The 19,369-nt window shown below is 32.1% G+C and carries 21 protein-coding genes; all 21 read right to left on the reverse strand.

Going from position 1 to position 19,369, the window contains the following annotated elements; translation table 11 throughout:
* Positions 1-41: 41 nt before the first annotated feature.
* Entirely contained in the window at positions 42-815 is a 774-nt protein-coding gene (gene codY, locus O0R46_RS05430; protein ID WP_269310710.1) for a GTP-sensing pleiotropic transcriptional regulator CodY, read from the reverse strand.
* A gap of 366 nt (positions 816-1,181) precedes the next feature.
* Positions 1,182-1,634: a hypothetical protein gene (locus O0R46_RS05435; protein ID WP_269310711.1), complete on the reverse strand. Its 453-nt coding sequence runs from the start codon at positions 1,632-1,634 to the stop codon at positions 1,182-1,184.
* A 20-nt stretch (positions 1,635-1,654) separates the two neighbouring features.
* A complete protein-coding gene (locus tag O0R46_RS05440) occupies positions 1,655-3,079 on the reverse strand; it encodes a sulfurtransferase (RefSeq protein ID WP_269310712.1) in 1,425 nt (474 codons plus the stop codon).
* A 182-nt stretch (positions 3,080-3,261) separates the two neighbouring features.
* Positions 3,262-5,349, reverse strand: coding sequence for a type I DNA topoisomerase (gene topA, locus O0R46_RS05445; protein WP_269310713.1), 2,088 nt, complete (start codon positions 5,347-5,349; stop codon positions 3,262-3,264).
* A gap of 21 nt (positions 5,350-5,370) precedes the next feature.
* Entirely contained in the window at positions 5,371-6,588 is a 1,218-nt protein-coding gene (dprA, locus tag O0R46_RS05450) for a DNA-processing protein DprA (RefSeq protein WP_269310714.1), read from the reverse strand.
* A 105-nt stretch (positions 6,589-6,693) separates the two neighbouring features.
* Positions 6,694-7,254 carry a magnesium chelatase subunit ChlI family protein gene (locus O0R46_RS05455; protein WP_269310715.1) on the reverse strand — a complete coding sequence of 187 codons (561 nt, stop codon included), beginning with the start codon at positions 7,252-7,254 and terminating at the stop codon, positions 6,694-6,696.
* A gap of 67 nt (positions 7,255-7,321) precedes the next feature.
* Positions 7,322-8,164, reverse strand: a complete 843-nt coding sequence (locus tag O0R46_RS10175) for an AraC family transcriptional regulator (protein ID WP_269310716.1) — start codon at positions 8,162-8,164, stop codon at positions 7,322-7,324.
* A gap of 133 nt (positions 8,165-8,297) precedes the next feature.
* Entirely contained in the window at positions 8,298-8,783 is a 486-nt protein-coding gene (locus O0R46_RS05465; protein ID WP_269310717.1) for a GNAT family N-acetyltransferase, read from the reverse strand.
* A 96-nt stretch (positions 8,784-8,879) separates the two neighbouring features.
* Positions 8,880-9,194 carry a TfoX/Sxy family protein gene (locus O0R46_RS05470; RefSeq protein WP_269310718.1) on the reverse strand — a complete coding sequence of 105 codons (315 nt, stop codon included), beginning with the start codon at positions 9,192-9,194 and terminating at the stop codon, positions 8,880-8,882.
* A gap of 72 nt (positions 9,195-9,266) precedes the next feature.
* Positions 9,267-9,761: a GNAT family N-acetyltransferase gene (locus O0R46_RS05475; protein WP_269310719.1), complete on the reverse strand. Its 495-nt coding sequence runs from the start codon at positions 9,759-9,761 to the stop codon at positions 9,267-9,269.
* Positions 9,762-9,990: 229 nt separating this feature from the next.
* On the reverse strand, positions 9,991-10,368 hold the full coding sequence (locus tag O0R46_RS05480) for a hypothetical protein (protein WP_269310720.1): 378 nt from the start codon (positions 10,366-10,368) through the stop codon (positions 9,991-9,993).
* 34 nt (positions 10,369-10,402) lie between these two features.
* A complete protein-coding gene (locus O0R46_RS05485) occupies positions 10,403-11,032 on the reverse strand; it encodes an ABC-2 transporter permease (protein ID WP_269310721.1) in 630 nt (209 codons plus the stop codon).
* Positions 11,032-11,880 carry an ABC transporter ATP-binding protein gene (locus O0R46_RS05490; protein WP_269310722.1) on the reverse strand — a complete coding sequence of 283 codons (849 nt, stop codon included), beginning with the start codon at positions 11,878-11,880 and terminating at the stop codon, positions 11,032-11,034. The genes O0R46_RS05485 and O0R46_RS05490 overlap by 1 nt, the downstream gene beginning before the upstream one ends.
* Complete coding sequence (locus O0R46_RS05495; RefSeq protein WP_269310723.1) at positions 11,873-12,253, reverse strand: GntR family transcriptional regulator; 381 nt, start codon at positions 12,251-12,253, stop codon at positions 11,873-11,875. Before O0R46_RS05495 ends, O0R46_RS05490 begins: the two co-directional genes overlap by 8 nt.
* A gap of 121 nt (positions 12,254-12,374) precedes the next feature.
* On the reverse strand, positions 12,375-13,940 hold the full coding sequence (locus tag O0R46_RS05500) for a recombinase family protein (RefSeq protein ID WP_269310724.1): 1,566 nt from the start codon (positions 13,938-13,940) through the stop codon (positions 12,375-12,377).
* Complete coding sequence (locus tag O0R46_RS05505; protein WP_269310725.1) at positions 13,925-15,424, reverse strand: recombinase family protein; 1,500 nt, start codon at positions 15,422-15,424, stop codon at positions 13,925-13,927. Before O0R46_RS05505 ends, O0R46_RS05500 begins: the two co-directional genes overlap by 16 nt.
* A gap of 44 nt (positions 15,425-15,468) precedes the next feature.
* Positions 15,469-15,645, reverse strand: coding sequence for an SHOCT domain-containing protein (locus O0R46_RS05510; RefSeq protein ID WP_269310726.1), 177 nt, complete (start codon positions 15,643-15,645; stop codon positions 15,469-15,471).
* Positions 15,638-16,126 (reverse strand): DUF2116 family Zn-ribbon domain-containing protein, encoded by a 489-nt coding sequence (locus O0R46_RS05515; RefSeq protein ID WP_331275566.1) that lies wholly within the window; start codon positions 16,124-16,126, stop codon positions 15,638-15,640. Before O0R46_RS05515 ends, O0R46_RS05510 begins: the two co-directional genes overlap by 8 nt.
* A gap of 55 nt (positions 16,127-16,181) precedes the next feature.
* Positions 16,182-17,171: an N-acetylmuramoyl-L-alanine amidase gene (locus O0R46_RS05520; RefSeq protein WP_269310727.1), complete on the reverse strand. Its 990-nt coding sequence runs from the start codon at positions 17,169-17,171 to the stop codon at positions 16,182-16,184.
* Positions 17,164-17,583 (reverse strand): phage holin family protein, encoded by a 420-nt coding sequence (locus O0R46_RS05525; protein WP_269310728.1) that lies wholly within the window; start codon positions 17,581-17,583, stop codon positions 17,164-17,166. Before O0R46_RS05525 ends, O0R46_RS05520 begins: the two co-directional genes overlap by 8 nt.
* Before the next feature lie 57 nt (positions 17,584-17,640).
* Complete coding sequence (locus tag O0R46_RS05530) at positions 17,641-19,368, reverse strand: DUF859 family phage minor structural protein (RefSeq protein ID WP_269310729.1); 1,728 nt, start codon at positions 19,366-19,368, stop codon at positions 17,641-17,643.
* Position 19,369: the final 1 nt, after the last annotated feature.

Here is a 19,369-nt window from a genome sequence, read left to right on the forward strand (position 1 = left end):
AAAATAAGGACTGCATAGCAGTCCTTAAAATTACTCAATTATTATTGTTTATCTAGCTCTTCTAACAATTTGTCGTTTAATATCTTGATATGAGTACCTTTCATACCTAGGGATCTAGATTCTATTACACCTGCACTTTCAAATTTTCTTAGTGCATTTACAATTACAGAACGAGTAATTCCAACCTTATCCGCTATTTTACTAGCAACTAATAGACCTTCGGTACCGTCTAGTTCATTGAATATATGCTCTATTGCTTCTAATTCTGAATATGAAAGAGTTCCTATAGCCATCTGTACTACAGCTTTTTTTCTCATTTCTTCTTCCATTTCTTCACTGATAGCTCTTAAAATTTCAAGCCCTATTACTGTAGCAGAATACTCGGCAACTACTAAGTCTTCATCAGTAAATGCATGGTCATATCTTGATAGTACTAGTGTACCTAATCTCTCTCCACTACCCAAAATTGGAACTACAGTAGTAAATTTATCTGCTCTTTCGTTTTCACTTGGAAAATATTTCAATATTTCATCTGATGTTAAATTTTCTTTAGTTTCATAAATCATTAATACATTTTCTGTATATTCCTTTGGAAATCTCATTGATTTATTTTCTTCATCTACTTCTATAGAACTATCTTCTGGTTTTACTAAATGGTAACCTAATACTTTCCCCTTCACTCTTACAACGTATACATTAGAGTTAAGAACTTCTCCTAGCACACTAGATAGCTGGTCAAATGACACTGATGTGCCCGTAGTTGACTGAAGAGTTTTATTAATTCGTCTAGTATTTTTTAGTAATTCACTAGTCATTTTTTCCTCCTTAATTTAACTGTATATTTTGAATTTTTACAATTTATTTTCTATTCAAATAATATTTCATAATAAATATTATCATATTATTTTAAAAAATTCAACAATTTTTAACCATTTTTAAAATTTTCACAATTTTACTGACAAGTATACAATATATTTTATAACCTTATCCATATTACTACTAATTCAAAAAAATTGCAATGATTTGTTTAATTTTTATTTTTTTTGCAAATATTGTTTAATTTTAAAAAATACTTGTAAAATAATATAAAAAAGCCTAACAACTTAAAAACTGTTAGGCCTTAGATTACATTTTATTTCTTTAAATTTTTTAAATTTTTTATTTTTTATTTTATTATATTTTTATATATTATTATTTATATTTTTTATATTTTTTATAGTTCTAGTATTTATAATGTTTATAATTGATAAAAATACTATTATTATTAAAACCATCAGCAAATACGGATAATTTAAAGCTTCTTTAGCTGTTTTTGAAAAAAATATTATCTCTAGATTTACCGACCACAACAAAGCTATTATTGATGAAATTAACAAGTACTTATTTTTGCCTTTTTTGATTTTAATAATCTGTATTATAAGTAAGACTATTATTATTAAAATAAATACTGACAAGATCATTAAATTCATATCTTTGAATATTCCATTCATGTATTGTGTTTTTTGATAATACAAATGGTGATTTACTCCAGCACTTGAATGTGTTAATTTTTCTAAGTAAAATACTCCTGCATATATAAATAACTGAATTATAAATATTATAAAGAAAAATATCTTTTTTGCTTTATCAAGCATTATTTAACCACACTTTCTTTCTACTTCTTTGGTGCTCCAGTTTCAATCTTATATCCTGCATTTGACCAACCAATCCATCCATCACTAAATAATGATGCATTTTCATGGCCCATAACGTTAGCATACCATAAAATTTCAGCAGCTCTCCATCCACTACCACAGAAGAATGACATATGCTTGTTAGAGTCTATTCCATCTTTTTTCCATAATGCTTCTATTTCTTCTTGATTTCTCATTGTCTTATCTATATTCCTATAATAATACATTGAACTTGAATTTTTGATACCAGCATGCCCAAATATTGCCCCTGGGATTCTACCCTTTTTCTTATGATAAGAATATCCAGTAACTTCTCCATTAAATTCTCCTATAGTACGATTATCTATTAGCTGGAAATCAGGATGTTGTACCTTATTATCCATTATTGATTTTATTTCTGATAATGTATCAATTACATCAGGATTAGCTGGTACAGTTATTCTAAAAGAATCAGCCTTTTTCGCTTTTTCTTCTTTCTTATCTAATTTGTAACCTTGTGAAGTCCATCCTACTATACCACCATTCATTACTCTAACATCTTTTACTCCCATATATTTACATATAACAGCAAATCTTGAAGCTGCCATTGGTTCTGGACTAGTGGCAATAATGGTATCATTTGCTGTAATACCATTATCTACTAATAGTTTTTCTAGAGTCTTATCATCTGCTAATTTCCACTCATCATCGCCATCTTTATTTTTCTTTGGAGGTTCAAATGAATCAGTATTAATGTGTATTGCTGTAGGTATATGACCATCTAAGTATCCAGATTCTTTATTGTCTCCCCATCTTACATCTACAATTTTAACATTTTTTATATCTGTAAAACTTTCTGGAGTTTTACCATCAACTATTGATTTTACAATATTGGGAGAAACTAATAAAGCATAATTTTTATATGATTCCATAGGCTTATTTGAGTTTACCCATTCATTAGCATCATAAGTTTTTATTTTATCCATACCCTTTTTAGCTAGGAAATTGGCAACTTCTTTGGCATCCTTACCATTTGTATCGTAAACGATTATAGATTTATCTTTACTTAATTCTTTATTCTTTATTGCATCGCTTAGTACTTTATCTCTAGAGTATTTTTCTAGATTTTCTTTTTCATCATAGTCTGCCTTAAGCCATCTAGCAGAAAAATCCTTAGCTCCTTTTATATGTCCACCTATTTTTACCCCATCTTCTTTCCAGCCATTGTATGCATCATTAGATCTTGCATCTAGTACAATTGAATTTTTATCCTTTAATGCATTTTCTACATCTACAGTCTTCGCAACTTCTATTTTAACATTAGAAGATGATTGATCTTTTGTTTCTTGTTTTGTTGTACAAGCTGTTAATGATGACATAATCATAAGTGCACTCATAACAATACTTGCTTTACTTTTAATCTTCATACTTACCTCCAATTTTTTAGAATTTCACTAATAATTATAACATTTTCTAAAAGAAATTTTTTATTTGTTATTTCTATAAATAAAAATAGAATTATAGATACTATCTATAATTCTGTTTTTTATTAGATAAAGAAAAGTCTCTTAATATGAAAATAAATTTTATAATATTTTCTTAATAATTATTATTCTTTTTCCTTTTTATTTTTTATTGTAGTTTTTGTATTTGTAATGCAATCTTTGTTAGAACAAATCAATTTTGTTTCTTTTTTGCTTGCTTTCTCGATCATATATGATCCACACTCATTACATATCTTATCAGTTGGTTTATTCCATTCTACAAAGTCACATTCAGGATAATTACTACATCCATAGAAAACTCTTCCCCTTTTAGATTTTCTAAGAATTATATCACCTTCATGGCATTTAGGACATTTTACACCTATTTTTTCTACAATAGGCTTTGTATTTTTGCATTCAGGATAGTTTTTACAAGCCATGAATTTACCAAATCGACCATGTTTTATTACCATGTGATCACCACATAATTCACATATTTCATCTGTTTCTTCATCCATATTGATCTTTTCTATATTTTCAATAGCTTCTTTTATAGATGACTCTAAAGGAGTATAAGCATCTTTTATAACTTTTTTCCATGTTATCTCTCCATCAGCTACCTCATCAAGTTTAGCCTCTAATTGAGCAGTATAGTCTATATCTGTAAGCATCTCAAAATTTTCTTCAAGAATTTCAGTTACTATTTTTCCAAGTTCCGTTGGTTTTATGCTGGCACCTTCTTTTTCAACATAGCCTCTAGCCACTATAGTTCCAATTGTAGGTGCATATGTAGATGGTCTACCTATACCTAATTCTTCAAGAGTTTTTACCAAGCTGGCTTCTGTGTATCTTGCAGGTGGTTTTGTAAAATGTTGTTCTGGTAAAATTTGCTCTACCTTTAATTTTTCACCTACTTTTATACTTGGAAGTATCTTATCTTCTCTATCAAAATAATCATATACTCTTGTATATCCATCAAATATTTGTTTTGATCCCGTAGCTTTAAATATATAATCTCCAATTTTTGCTTCTATAGAAATAGATTCGTATACAGCATCTTGCATTTGACTGGCTACAAATCTCTTCCAAATAAGATTATAAAGCTTATATTGGTCTTTTGTAAGATTTTGAGCTATAGAATCTGGAGTCCTAAATACAGAAGTTGGTCTGATTGCCTCATGAGCATCTTGTGACCCTTTCTTCTTTACTACGTCCTTTACTTTACCTTCTTGATAATAATTTTCTCCAAATCTATCGACTATAAAGTTTTTAGCAGCACTCTTGGCCTCATCAGATATTCTTTGTGAATCTGTTCTAATATAGGAAATTAATCCCAAAGTTCCTTCTTTACCAACATCTACACCTTCATATAGTTCTTGAGCTATTTTCATAGCTTTTTTAGTAGTAAATCCAAGTCTATTCACAGCCTCTTGCTGTAACATAGAAGTAGTGAATGGCTTTACAGGACTTCTTCTTCTTGTTTTCGAATCTATATTAATTACTTCTAGTTCTTTATTTTTTATAGATTCAATTATTTTATTCACATGTTCTTCATCATTAATATCAATCTTTTTATCTTTTCCATAGAAAGAAAATTCTATTTCTTTTGACTTAATCTTTGAGGTTAAATCTAATGTCCAATATTCTACTGGTATAAATTCTTCTATTTCTCTTTCACGGTCAAGTACTATTTTAGTAGCTACTGACTGAACTCTACCAGCACTAAGTCCTCTTCTAACCTTTTGCCATAGTATAGGACTAATCTGGTATCCCAAGAGCCTATCAATTACTCTTCTTGCTTGCTGGGCATCTACTAAATCTAGATTAATTTTTCTAGGTGTCTTTATTGATTTTTTTATTGTGTCCTTTGTAATTTCATTAAATTCTATTCTGCACTCAGACTCGGGATCTAAATCCAGTATGTGAGTTAGATGCCATGATATAGCTTCTCCTTCTCTATCAGGGTCGGTTGCAAGGTATATTTTAGTAGCTTTTTTGGCTTCCTTTTTTATATCTTTAATTACATCACCCTTACCCCTAATATTTATATACTCAGGTTCAAAGTCATTCTCTATATCTACAGCTAATCTACTCTTAGGCAAGTCTCTAATATGACCCACTGATGCCTTTACAACATAGTGACTCTTACCTAAAAATTTCTCTATTGTTTTTGCTTTTGCAGGAGACTCAACAATTACTAAAGCCTTTGGCACAAGCTACACCTCCATTAACGTTTATTTAGGTGCATATTTATTCTGATCTAATTCTACAACTAAATCGAAAATACATAATTTATTTAACGCTGATAAAATATTGCTAATATCCAAAGAGGTTCTATAACAAATTTCATCAATCGATAGAGCACCATGTGAGCTTAAAATATCTAACACTTTATTTTCATATATTGTTAATTGAATATCTTTTGACTCACCTTGCATTATATTAACACAAGACACCCCACTAAGACTAGTATTTTCGTTAAAATTCTTATCATTTTTTTCATAATTCAAGTTTTTTGCAACAAAATAATCTAAATAATCCTCAGTTATATCATCTGCATTTTCAACTAATTTTGCACCTTCTTTAATAATTTTATTAGTACCCCTACTTAGACTAGAAAAAACTTGTCCTGGTATAGAATATACATTTCTATTTTCATTTAGTGCAGCATATGCTGTTGTAAGTGCACCACTCTTCTCTTCCGCTTCAACCACTAAAACACCTTTTGATAGACCAGCAATAATCCTATTTCTTCTTGCAAAATGATATGGTTTTGTAAGCATACCCGGTCCATGCTCAGATATAACAAGCCCTGATTTAGCTATTATTTCCTTGTATAAAGCTAAATTCGACTTTGGATATATATTATCTATTGCTGTCCCCATTACAGCAATAGTATTAGAAGACTCAAAAATAGCATATCTGTGCGCGTGTGAATCTATACCTTTAGCCATTCCACTTACTATTACAAATTTTTTTGCTAACTCTGGAACAATCACTTTGCATACACTAGTTCCATACTGACTAGCTTTTCTAGATCCCACCACAGCAAAAATATCTTTATTCATTAATTCTATATTTCCCTTATAAAATAGTATGTATGGTGGATCATATATTTCTCTAAGATCATCTGAATATTGAGCATCCTCTATACAAATATATGATATATTCTTTTTTTTAAGGTCAAAAATAATTTGGTTGATGAATTTGTCATTATATGTATTAACTTTTATTTTCTCTTTTATTTTACAATTTATATTTTCGTCTATAACTATGTCTCTAATTAGTCTATTTATATTTATAATATTATCACTATTATTTATATCATCAAAAATATCAACATTAACATAGTGATTAAAAAAATTTTCATATGCAGAAGTCTTTCTTATATTTTTCATTTCTATAGAAGATAATTTACATACATAGTAAGCCCATAAGTAAAATTTATTCAAACTGATCCCTCCAAGTGTAATTACTTTTTAAAAGTATATCATTTTTACATAAATGATAATTTTAATATAAAAATTTGATAAGTATATCGTAAATATATTTATGGACTAACTCATAAAATATTTATAAAACGCTCTTCTAAAAGAAAATGCCTCTAATATATTATCTGAGCTGATCAATTCTTTTTCTTCTAGATCTGCTATTGTTCTAGATAACTTTACAATGTTCAGATAAGATCTATTGCTCAACCTATACTTATTGTATATTTTATTTAAAACTACTTCAGCGCCAACATCAAATTTACAGTACTCTATCACCTGCTTGTACGACATTTTACTATTTAATTCTATTTTTTCTTTTTTAAATCTATCACTTTGAATTTTTCTCACTTTATTGATTTTTTCTCTGATATTCACTGTTTTTATCAATGTATTATTTAACTTATTATCTTCAATATTATTTAACTTATTATCTTCAATACTGAATGAAACCTCATTAACTTCACAAAATATATCAAACCTATCTAATATAGGCCCAGATATCCTATGCCTATATCTATCTATCTCATTTTGAGTACAAATGCATTTTTTATCTGTATTATAATACCCGCACGGGCAAGGATTCATTGCGACTATGAAATGGATACAATTACACGATAGAAATTTCAAATGCACCCACCCTTATTATATAAAAAAGAGATGGAATTAATCCATCCCCCTCAAGTTCGATATTAAGCTACGCCTTAACTATTGGAATCCATAACTCCATTCTATAATCAGGACTACTCATATCACCTTCATAGTAATATTCAAAGTCAGGTTTTCCAGAATGAACATAGCCATGCTCAGGAAAGAATACCTCCATCGCATATTTCCATCCGTTATGAATGCAATCCGGAACACTTCCTTTTAACTCTACAATGGCATACTCTGCTTCTTCAACTTCCAAAACATCTAAGCCCATACTTCTTGCTTCGTCTACATCATTAACAATATAGCCCGCCATATAGTTTATTGTACTTGGATTTTCCACATCATGGCAAACGCCCATACTTTGACCACTTCCCAAACTTGCAAGTTCATCATGACTGTATTTTTCATACAGCTTATCCCAGACACTTGGACATAATGATGAATTGATGCTTTGTTCATTTACCCCTGCAACTGTAAAGGCTTTTTTCTTTTGAATTGTAATGTTCATGCTTCTTCCTCCTCTTACACTGAGTGCTAATTGCACTCGTGATACTAATTTGAACGGTTTCCCATTTCTTACCTCAGAAGGAGTAAATCCATGAAAATTCTTAAAAGCTGTTCCAAATGAATCCGATGACTCATATCCGAATTTGAAAGCAACATCAATAATCTTTTCATCCGTATCTCTTAAAATAACGGCAGCTTCTGTTAATCTTCTGCTTCTTAAATATTCTGAGAGCGTTATTTCGGTCAGAATAGAAAACAAGCGACTGAACATTGAATAAGAGTATCCTGATAACTGAGTTACTTTCTTTTCATCAATTTCATCATCAAGAACTGTTTCAAGATAATCAATCGTATTGTTAAACGACTTGATAATATTCACTTCAATTCCCCCTTTCTTTCGGTTTATTTTAGTATAGAGGAAAATTTTTTTTCCTACCCTACAATATTCGTACAAGTTTTATAGGTTTTATCTCATAGAAACTTATAACTTGCTAAATTCAACAAACTGTCATTTATCGATTTTCAATCATCAATTCTTTACATTTCCATTCTTCTCCCAAAACATAATATATTTCTGTCTTGTCAAGAATTACATCATCAAAACCTACTGATTTATAACAGAAATATGCCGGTTCATTGTTTTCAAAAACACTTAATGAAACCTTTTTTGCCCCATAAATTTCAAATGCGAACTTCAAACCTAACTGAAGCATTAGCTTGCCATACCCTTTGCCACGCTTTGAGGGATCAATAACTATGAATCCAAACCGCAATTCTTCAAAGTTTTCCGAAGGTCTTCGCATTGTAAAGAAACCTATCACATCATTATCTTCAATGGCTGTAAAAGCCATTAGCTTATTAACAAAATCAAACCTTTCTTTTGTTATTGGATATTCACCCAAAACACCAGCTGACCATTTGTAAAAAGTTATTTCATCTTTACTCCAGGAGAGAATTATATCTGCATCATTTATATTATAAGGTCTTAATCTCAACATCATTTATCTCCACAACTTCAAGTTTATCAACAAACTGGGATTTATAGATTACTAACTTCAAATTTACCAATCCCTATAAACTGAAGCTTATCTGTCTCATTTAGCTTTCTTGGGCTTCTTTTCGGGCAGTTCCGCATACATACCTTCCAGTAGTTCAGTAATCAAATCCGTATCCTCAAATCTATCGAATACGTGCATCAATGTCTTTGAACCTTCATAGGGGTAACGCAATTCTGAGTCTGCAAGAAGTTTGTCAGTTGTTGGCGTTCTCTTCAGAAACAGTTCATTATTACAAATATCGCCTATTAGTTTACCATTGAGATATACAAGATATCCGCCCATCATGGATCTTATGGCAATATCACCTGCTTTGGAAAAAACTTCACTAACAAGTTCGTTAAATTCATTCACTATTATTACCTCCTTCCAATTCATATTTTTCTTCCCAGAACAATTTAATAAACTCCTCAACATATTTATAATTCAATTGCAGTTATATATGAACATTACCTCTCGGAGTTGTTTTCCCCCAATATTATCATTCATATAGTTATCCGTTTCTATAAATCCATTTCTTTTATAAAACTCTTTTGCCAAATGATTGTCATCTAAAACCCAGAGTAATACTTTACTATATCCATGTTTGGATAATTCTTTAATGACATACTCTAGTAATTTAGTGCCATATCCCTTACCCATATATTCTGGACGCATATAAATAGAAATAATTTCACCATGAGACGGATATTCTCGAAAACGAGATTTAGAGAAACTGCTAGTTCCAATATACTCACCATTTTCAATACATACAACAGTATTCCAGCTAGGTAAATCTAATACCGATACCCATCGCCCTCTTTCAATGGAATTGAGAAATTCTTGTGGAATTATATTTTTATATGCATACTTCCAGCTTTCTTCGTATATCCCACTGATTTTCATATTATCATCAGATGCATTTATATATCTAATTTCCATACATTTCCCTCCTTCCATATCAAAAGTGATACAATATATAATTTTAACATATTTTTTACTTCTCTAAAAGTTCCAGTTTCACATACAAAAAAAGGTGGAATTTATCCACCTGCAACAAATATTTTTCACTTCTTCTTTTTTATAGCTAAATAAATTAACCTTATTATTGGAATACACACCATGCAAAACACTACAAGTGATGGAATTTTAGGCATATCTATTACCTCCTCTAAAACAATTTAAATTTAGCAATTACAAAAAATACAATTGCAACCATAAAAAGAATGCATGCTCTTTTTATTGAAAAGCCATAAATTTTTTCAGGATTTCTTTTATCATATTTTATTTGCTTTATGTCTCCGACTTTTGTACTCATAGAAACTTGTATTCTGTTGCTAGATGTATACTGTTTACCATCAACAGAGTAAATGAAATTCGCCCATTTAGAATTTCCTTTTTTCACAGCTTCAGGATTTGGTTGCCATATGGATATTACCTCTGCTTTTACATATTCTGTATTACTTTTTAACAGGAGGCTCCTACTTAAGTCCACTAAACCTAATATTAAAAATATAATAGCAGCTATATAAATAAATTGTTTTTCCATATCAATCCCCTAACTACAAATCAATAACTTATACTTAATATTCTTTTTTATCCATAATCATAATTGATAATTTTATTGTAATCCCTATGATTATTACACTTATGACTATAATTCCTAAGCAAATCATAGACATTGAATTTTTACTAAGCATCTCCATTAATTTCGCAAGAAAATCGGACTTCTCTTTTAGTAATGTAGATAAAGCAAATATTAAAAAGTAAGTAATTACCATTATAAGTCTGCCCTTCTCAGCACCATATTTAAGAATAAATGGCAATTGAATAGCAGACATAAGTATACTAGCCATTAGTGTAATTAAAGAAATAAAGACGATATTATTCAATGACATTTGATTTTTTGTCATCAATAGTACAAAAATACAAATTGTCCCGACCATTCCAAAACTAAATGCAAAGAAAAGTTTACTTAATACATAACTACTCTTTTTTATAGGCATTGAAAATGCAAATTGTTCAAAACTTGATTTGTTATCATATCCAAAAGCAATTGCAGTCAATATAAGTGGAATCATTGCACATATTAATGGCACCATAAATATTTCATTTGTATAAATTCCATACACAGCAAGTGCAATACTGATTGCAACTGTTAATAATAATGTCTTTTTTAAAGTAGCTATATCTTTCAAAATTAATGCTATCATTATCGTCTCGCTCCTTTCACAAAATAAATCATAATATCCTCAATAGACGGTTTTTGTAACTCGATTCCATCAGGTATAAGATTCTTTTTAACAAGCAATTCTTGTCCAAAAAAATGTACTCTTCTCCCTATAATCGCTTCTTCATCGATATTGTTTACTTCCTCATTTGATAAAGTACAGATGCCATAATTTTCCTTTAACTCATCTTTTGTTTCTATAAATAGAATCTTACCATTGTGAATAAATGCAATATAATCTGCAACTTTCTCTAAATCCGACAAAATATGAGAAGACATGAGAATTGTATGATTTTCATCTTGCATGAAATCCAATAGCAAATCCAAGATTTCCTCTCTTACGATAGGATCAAGTCCGCTTGTTGCCTCATCTAAAATAAGTAGTTCTGCATTATGAGATAAAGCAATCCCCATTGAAAGTTTCATTTTCATACCACGAGAATAATTTTTGATAATTTTTTTCTGTGGCAAATTAAATTTTTCAATTAATTTATAAAACAAATTCTTATCCCATTGCGAATAAACTCTTGAGCAAAACTTTTCGACATCGATTAATGTCATTTCTTCCGACACTAATAAATCATCAAATACCACCCCTAATTTATCTTTTATCTCAACGTTGTTAGGATTTTCCTCATCTAAGATTCTAATTTCGCCAGAATCTTTTCTTAAAAGACCTAGTAGCAGTTTTATGGTTGTGCTTTTGCCAGCTCCATTCTGTCCAATATAACCAACTATTGTTCCTTTAGGGATACTGAGACTTACCGGTCCTAGTTTGAAACTGTCAAATGTTTTTACTAAATCTTTAATTTCAATAGCGTATTTACTCATATTCACCCTCCACATAACTCTTTAACATCTCTACTAATTCATCACTGGATATATCTATGATTTCTGAAAGTTCAACTATTTCTTGTAACTTAGATTCAATTCGCTTTAAGTATTCTTCACGGATTAATTCTTTATTCTGTGCTGCAACAAAATTGCCTTTTCCTTGAACTGAATTTATGAAACCATCCAACTCCAATTCATCAAAAGCTCTTTTGGCAGTTAGCATACTTACCCTTAGTTCTTTCGCCAAGAATCTTATAGAGGGTAGCTGTTCCCCTACTTTCAAATTTCCAGAAATAATTTGTGCTTTAATTTGATTTTTTATTTGCAAATATATTGGATCATCACTAGAATTATTTATCTGTATATTCATTTTTCGCCACCTGCTGTTCTTTATGTTTTAACTGTTATTATTATAGCATAACAGTTGAGAGATTACAATAGTCACCCATATAATAAAACTGGGAAAAATAATCCTCCCAGTTTCTTCCATATTATATATCCACCTCTGTACCATTTTTGAAGACTACCGTATAGTGCCCTTTTTCCTTTATCAAAATATGGTCAAGTAATCCTGACCATAAGTCCTCATCAAATTCAGTAATTTCTCCACTTATCCCATCTAATGTTTTTATGAAATTTTCAAGCATAGTTTTTCTGTTTTGTTTGATTTTTATTTCATTCTCTACCTCAGCTAACTTGGAATTCAAATCTGAGTATCTTAGCCTTATTTTATTTTCTCTTTGCAAATATTCTTCCTGATTTTGAATGGTTTTAGCATTTTCTCTTATGATACTCTCCATTTCGGATATTATATTTTCCATGTCTTTTTTTAGCTTAGTAGTTTCTATTTCTAAATCAGTAGTTACACATATAGTATCTATAAAACTAGATATTTCTTTTACTACTGTTTTTCTTACTTTCACAAACTTATTTACAGCTTTGATGAATATGTCCTTTATCTCATCCTCTGTAAGATGTGGTGACTTGCAAGGCTTTCCCTTAGTCTTATATTTATCATTACACCTGTAAATTTCTCTTCTATATTCATCATTAGAATGCCAAGTTTTGAGTCCATACCAAGCACCGCATTTACCACATTTTATTTTGTTTGAAAATATAGTAAGCCCACTACCCCTGCCATCATTTCCTCTTCTTGCAATTTCTGCTTGAATAAAGTCAAACTGCTCCGGCTGAATGATAGCCTCATGATGTTCTTCAACATAATATTGTGGTATTTCCCCTTTATTTTCTTTTCTAGTTTTCTGTAAAAAGTCTGATATATAACCTTTTTGCCATAGGGCATCACCTTTATATTTTTCATTTGTGAGTATAGATTTTACTGTGCTTACGTGCCACTTATTCTTGCCAAAAGGTGTTTTAATACCTCTGTTTGTAAGTTCTTTAGCTACTGCATAAAAGGAAAGTCCGCTGGCATACAGCTTATAAATTAATTTTACGGTCTTTGCTTCTTCCGTATTTATAACAAAACCTTTATCATACCCAAGAAAATGCTTAAATCCCAAACTACCCTTACCATCGGCAAATTGTTTTCTTTTGCCCCATGTGGTGTTTTCTGATATACTCCTGCTTTCCTCTTGGGCTAATGAGCTCATTATAGTTATAAGAAGCTCCCCCTTTGCATCAAGTGTCCAGATATTTTCTTTTTCAAAATAAACCTCTATTCCGTTTTCCTTTAGTTTTCTTACGGTCTGAAGAGAATCTACTGTATTTCTCGCAAACCTACTGACTGATTTTGTAACAATTAAATCGACCTTTCCATCAAGAGCATCTGAAATCATCTGTTTAAACCCATCTCTACGCTTTGTGTTTGTAGCACTGATGCCTTCATCCGAATACATACCTACAAATTCCCAATCACTTCTGCTTTCTATATAATTTTTGTAATAAGCCATCTGTGATTCATAACTTGTAGCTTGTTCTTCGCTATCCGTTGATACTCTGGCATAACCTGCTGTTTTTCTTTTCTTTGTACTAACTATGGGTTCAAGGCTAAATCGGTTTATGGTTGCTGGTATCGTCCTCACTTTCTTTGCCATATTTTCACCGTCCCATCTTTAAAGGTAAAGGTTACAGAATCATCTTTGATATAAATTTTATCGATATATTCTACAACCTTTCCTCCGTAATCTTCGCCAAGAAAACTTTTTGAAGCTTCTATAATCTCATCTTCTCTCATTTTCTTTACCTTGCAACTACCGTTTCTCTTACTACAAATCCATACCTTTCCTTGTTTTTTCCAATTTGTCCTATGAAAAATATCACCGCAATAACCACAGTATATTTTGCAGAAAAATGGATTGCTTCCTCTTTCTCCGGAATACTCTCTTTTAATAGAAGAAACTTTTCCGCTAAGTAATATGAAATCAATTCTATCTCCATATACTAAAATTTTTTCTACTTTTTTCGTAAAATCTATTCTGGAAAATTTCGATTTTCTCATAATTTTTATAGTAGCTTCTTTTAGTTCTTTTTCTAGTATTGGTCTACTTGCACATGATGTCTTTCCCTTACGCTCTCTCGTATTACAAATCCATCTTCCTGATGACTTTCGCCTGCTTATGCCACCTCCACAAATTCCACATTTAACAAGTCCTGAAATTGGAGTTAATTTAGGATTTTTATTAGGCATACTTTCAGCACGTTTTTTCATAATTTCAAGTGCCTTTTCATGAACTTCTTCTGAAATAATGGGTTCATACATATCATCCACCAGATACATCGGAAGCTCACCTTTGTTTCTTTTCCTCGTTTGATTTTCCGATATATAATATTTTTGTAGTAATCTTGTACCTGTGTATGATAGATTGGCTAAAATAAGCTTGACCGAGGTTTGTTCTATAGGATTTCCGGTCTGTCCTCTTACCCCATGTTCAGCTAAGTTCTTTGCTATAGAATATGCTGATTCGCCATCAAGATATCTTCTAAAAATCTCTTTTACTATCTCAGCTTGATCCTTAATAATCCTAAATTTTTCTCCGTCCCACCTATATCCATAAGGTGCTTTAGTGGAGTTTGCTATTCCCTTTTCAAAGTTTTTTCTAATTCCCCACTTTACATTTTCTGAAGTACTTCTACTTTCTTCCTGTGCAAATGATGCCAGCAAGGTTAATAGAAGTTCCCCTTCGTTTGAAATAGAATTAATGTTTTCTCGTTCAAAATATACATTGATACCAATTGCTTTTAATTCTCTTACCGTATTTAAAAGGTCCACTGTATTTCTTGCAAATCTACTGATACTTTTCACAAGTATCATATCAATCTTTCCATTTTTAGAGTCTTCTATGAGCCTATTAAATTCATCTCTGTGTTTGGTATTTCTTCCAGTAATTCCTTCGTCAGCATAAACTCCGGCATATTCCCAATCAGGATTATTTTGAATCAAGGTGCTGTAATAGTTTATTTGTGCAGATAGTGAGTGATGAAGCATATCCGTTTCCATAGACACACGGGCATATGCAGCAACTTTTTTCTTTGATTTTTCTATTGTTTTTTTGCCATCAATTCTAGTAATTCTAGGCATAAAATCATCTCCTTTCCCAGTCACATATTCCCGTAACTTCCGCACTATATCAAGTCTATTTCGCTATAAATAGGTCCTATTTTAGGCTTATATTTCTCCTTCATTTTGCTATCAAATTCCATATATTCATCTCTAGAGATAAGATCCTTTATTAGCATTTTCTTTGCGTTTGACATGATAATTTGGTAGGTGATTTCTCGTAAATCCAAGTCCTTATTCATAATCATCGCCACCAAACCTATCTTTGATATAGCAACTATGACTACAGAACTTTCTATTGGAGTTTCCATATGCTGAAAATTTCTTCCCACAATACTTGCAGGTAAAATCATATATAGCCTGATGATTTACCATGTCTTTATGGTTATTCCACCATTCATTTCTACATTTATCCGAGCAAAATCGTTTCTTTTTTCTGCCCTTTACCTGAACAACTGCCTTACCACAATTTTCACAATAGCCTACTATATCTTTATCTTTAATCATAGGTTCCTTATTTCTATTTCTATGAAAGAATGATTTTACTGTGTTTACTGAAATTCCAACTTCTTTAGCAATTTTAGTGTAACCAAGTCCTTCATTACGCAGTTTACATATTTCATATTTTTGCTGTTCATTCATTCCTACGCTCCTTTCCAGCAAGGAATTTTCCTTGCTATCTATAAGCGAGAAATTTGATGGATTCGAACCCTTAAAAAGCAAAAAAATAAAGCCTACCAAGGATTTCTCCCCAGTAGGCTCACATTTAGATATTCAGTTATAAAAGTTCATTTACTCTTCTTTGCACAGCGTTATAATCATAGCCAGCTCTTTCAAGGCTGTTTTTTCTGTCCTGACCATTACCCCAGTCACCTCTGATGACTTCTCTTGCCAAGGTATCAATGGATTTTCCGCCTGATTGGCTGCTACTTTTACCGGATAAGATTTCATTGACTCTGTTTTGAACAGCGTCATAATCATAGCCTGCAGATCTAAGACGGTTTACTCTATACTGTCCATTTCCCCAGTTGCCTGCAATCACTTCTCTTGCCAAGGCATCAATGCTCTTTGATGGCGTACTTGCCACCGGATAAACAGATCTACCATTTGCATCATAAACAGAGTATCCTGGATTTGCATTGGCACACTTCTTTGCATTATCTAAATTTCTAAATGCACCCTTTTGGCTCTTAGCATCACCCCATGATTTTCTGACCCTATATAAATAAGAAGGGTTTGTTCCGCTGGAAGATGAACCGCTTCCTGAAAGTCGTTTATTCACCTCACTAGCGATATATGGAAATTTACTCCCCAGATATGGACCCGGGCAATTTGTAGCTGCAAACCAACAGTGCTTTGTTAGATTTCCTCTGGTATCTCCTGTATAGTTAAATCTTTTGATTCCATTTCTTTTGCAGATATCTACACAAAGTTCAATGGTTTTAGCAAGTGCCCTATCACTGACATGCCAGTTTCCACCAATCTGGTCATTGGCAACTTCGATAGTAACGGCTCTATTATCATTTGCTGAACTTGAAGAACACCAAGAGCGATTACACTCTTCTACATACATTCCCACTCTACCATTTGAGTCTACACCATAATTAGAGCTTGCACCCCTTGAACTTGCTGCAAAGACAGAACCACAAGTTTCTACAGACAAATTACCTGCCATATGGTGAATTGTAATGGTATCAATCTTGTGATTTCTCCTTCCGCTATGGTTTGGACTAAGTCTTACATAATTTACTAAACTGCTGTTACTCATTTTCTTTTCCTCCTCTTTCCTTATCATGTAACTGCTCTAAAACTACTTTTAGCTTTTCAGGAATTGGCAGTCCTAAGTGTCCTGAATTTTCTAAAAGGCTAATGCCTTCATTAGATAGATAAAAGAAAATGACAGCACTCCTTAGAACACTGCCACCCCCTATAATCTTTGTATCAAGGATATTTGCAATGCCTACCATCATAAAGATAAGCACTTTTCTGCAAATCCCCTTAAAGCCTACCTCGCTAGATAACTTTTTATCTGCTACCGCACACATCACTCCTGTGATGTAATCGATGACTACAAATAAAAGAAGAGCGATAATAAGACCATCACACCCTCCTAAAAAATATCCAAGCCATCCTCCAACTGCTGTAAAAGCAATCTGAATCATACTCCAAAATTCTTTCATATTAATTTCCTCCTTAAAATTTGTAATAAAAAAACAGCTATCTCTAGCTGCTATAAACTATTTCCATCTGCCAATAACGATTAAATCCATCCCGAAGGTTAAATTTGTTTTCTCAGCACACCAAATATTAACTGAGAATGAAGTGGTTGTTTTATCATTGGCTCCTTTATGTCCAACATAGGCATATTCTGCATAATTTCCTGTTTGAGTAGGTGTTGCCATCACTTTATAATTAGCATCCTTAAACGTAAAAGGAAGGTTAACTTTACTGGTTCTATATTGGTCTTGATTTACGGTTGGAAGTGTTGTAGCTCCCCAACATTCAGCGATTCCACTGTGCCACTTTCTCCAAGTCCAGATACCCGTTGTCCCTTGCGATTCTACAAAATCACCAACTATAACTCCCTTATATTGAACAGACCACCCCTTTTCTATTTCTACTACTTTTGCTTTTTCTGCAACCTTTCCTATAGCAAGCCCCCTTCCTGATTTATGAAAATCCATAAGGACATAGGCCGTTCCAACCTGTAGCGAAAGAGTTGCTTTTGTAAAGTCATCCTTAAGTTCAATATATACATTCCATGAATACTCCCCGCTTGCAGGTATCACTACATTACCCGTTTTAGAATATCCGCTAAATGATATCTCCTTGGTAGTCCATGATGAGTCAGACTGCCTTTTATATCCATATTTAAGAGTCTTTGTGTTCTTGTTATTTACAGATGCAACCTCAACACTATAATCAAGCCTAATATAATTTCCTACTTCATCTGTTTTCCCATTTGCATCACATCTCTCGGCATAAAATGTTCCTATTTTGGGAGTAAACCAATCATATACAGTAGGACTAATGCTTGCAGAACCTGTTAATCCTCTAGCATCGGTAACGCTCGCACTTACCGTCTGTGATGTACTTACAATCACTTCTGATACCTGCTCTGCTGTTTGGTAGTTAACCCCGTTAAGAGATAGTGTTCTTGAGCTTACGGATGTTCCGGCATAGAGTGTTTCCGTAACCTTTGCTCTAATTTTTGATTGTCCTTTTACAAATCCTCCATACTTATCCTTAAATTTCATATCATCAGAAATCGTAATTGAGACTACAGGCTTCATATCAGAAGTCGGAGATACACTTACAGAGCTTGCTTCTTTCGTTCCAATCTGTGTACTTCCTGAATAGGTAATTGCACGTATCCTAATCTTATGTGATTTTGTAGGAAGATATTTAGCCCAATCTTTTGGAACTTTCCATGTATATGATGTTCCTACTCCTGTTGCAATATTCATAAAGGAAAGCTTGCCATCAACTCCTGCCTGAATAGTGTGCGTAAAGCTGCTTGATGCCCTTGGCAAACTGATTACCACATTATCACCATATGTTACACTTGTCTTATTTACAGATGGCTGTGTTGCCCTTGCGATTGTCGGAAGTGACCAAGAACCACTACCTGAACAATTAACTGCATAGGTATAGATACCTGCCTCAGCACTTGCGCTAAAGCTTTTAGAACCATCTGAATTATGGCTGATTGTAAATGAGCCACTTGCTACAGTCGTACCATTAAAAAGTTTTATTCTAGTAGATGAACTGTAAACTGTAGAACCGTTAATCACTACCTTAAAATTACCTGCCATATACCAAGAAGTAGTACTTCCCCCAGCCCCTTTTAAGCTCCAGCTAATAACAGTCTTATTGCTATCCACGGACTGGCTTGATACACTCCAGTTAAATGTTAGATATCTAACTTCATATTTGCTTGTGCTAAAAGAACCGCTACTTGCCATC

Source organism: Peptostreptococcus equinus, assembly GCF_027125355.1.
Taxonomy (GTDB): Bacteria; Bacillota; Clostridia; order Peptostreptococcales; family Peptostreptococcaceae; genus Peptostreptococcus; species Peptostreptococcus equinus.

Coding starts and splice junctions, on each gene's coding strand:
- codY (WP_269310710.1), bottom strand. CDS start 815: ATGACTAGTGAATTACTAAAAAATACTAGACGAATTAATAAAACTCTT.
- O0R46_RS05435 (WP_269310711.1), bottom strand. CDS start 1,634: ATGCTTGATAAAGCAAAAAAGATATTTTTCTTTATAATATTTATAATT.
- O0R46_RS05440 (WP_269310712.1), bottom strand. CDS start 3,079: ATGAAGATTAAAAGTAAAGCAAGTATTGTTATGAGTGCACTTATGATT.
- O0R46_RS05465 (WP_269310717.1), bottom strand. CDS start 8,783: ATGTTGAGATTAAGACCTTATAATATAAATGATGCAGATATAATTCTC.
- O0R46_RS05475 (WP_269310719.1), bottom strand. CDS start 9,761: ATGGAAATTAGATATATAAATGCATCTGATGATAATATGAAAATCAGT.
- O0R46_RS05480 (WP_269310720.1), bottom strand. CDS start 10,368: ATGGAAAAACAATTTATTTATATAGCTGCTATTATATTTTTAATATTA.
- O0R46_RS05485 (WP_269310721.1), bottom strand. CDS start 11,032: ATGATAGCATTAATTTTGAAAGATATAGCTACTTTAAAAAAGACATTA.
- O0R46_RS05490 (WP_269310722.1), bottom strand. CDS start 11,880: ATGAGTAAATACGCTATTGAAATTAAAGATTTAGTAAAAACATTTGAC.
- O0R46_RS05495 (WP_269310723.1), bottom strand. CDS start 12,253: ATGAATATACAGATAAATAATTCTAGTGATGATCCAATATATTTGCAA.
- O0R46_RS05500 (WP_269310724.1), bottom strand. CDS start 13,940: ATGGCAAAGAAAGTGAGGACGATACCAGCAACCATAAACCGATTTAGC.
- O0R46_RS05505 (WP_269310725.1), bottom strand. CDS start 15,424: ATGCCTAGAATTACTAGAATTGATGGCAAAAAAACAATAGAAAAATCA.
- O0R46_RS05510 (WP_269310726.1), bottom strand. CDS start 15,645: ATGAATAAGGACTTGGATTTACGAGAAATCACCTACCAAATTATCATG.
- O0R46_RS05520 (WP_269310727.1), bottom strand. CDS start 17,171: ATGAGTAACAGCAGTTTAGTAAATTATGTAAGACTTAGTCCAAACCAT.
- O0R46_RS05525 (WP_269310728.1), bottom strand. CDS start 17,583: ATGAAAGAATTTTGGAGTATGATTCAGATTGCTTTTACAGCAGTTGGA.
- O0R46_RS05530 (WP_269310729.1), bottom strand. CDS start 19,368: ATGGCAAGTAGCGGTTCTTTTAGCACAAGCAAATATGAAGTTAGATAT.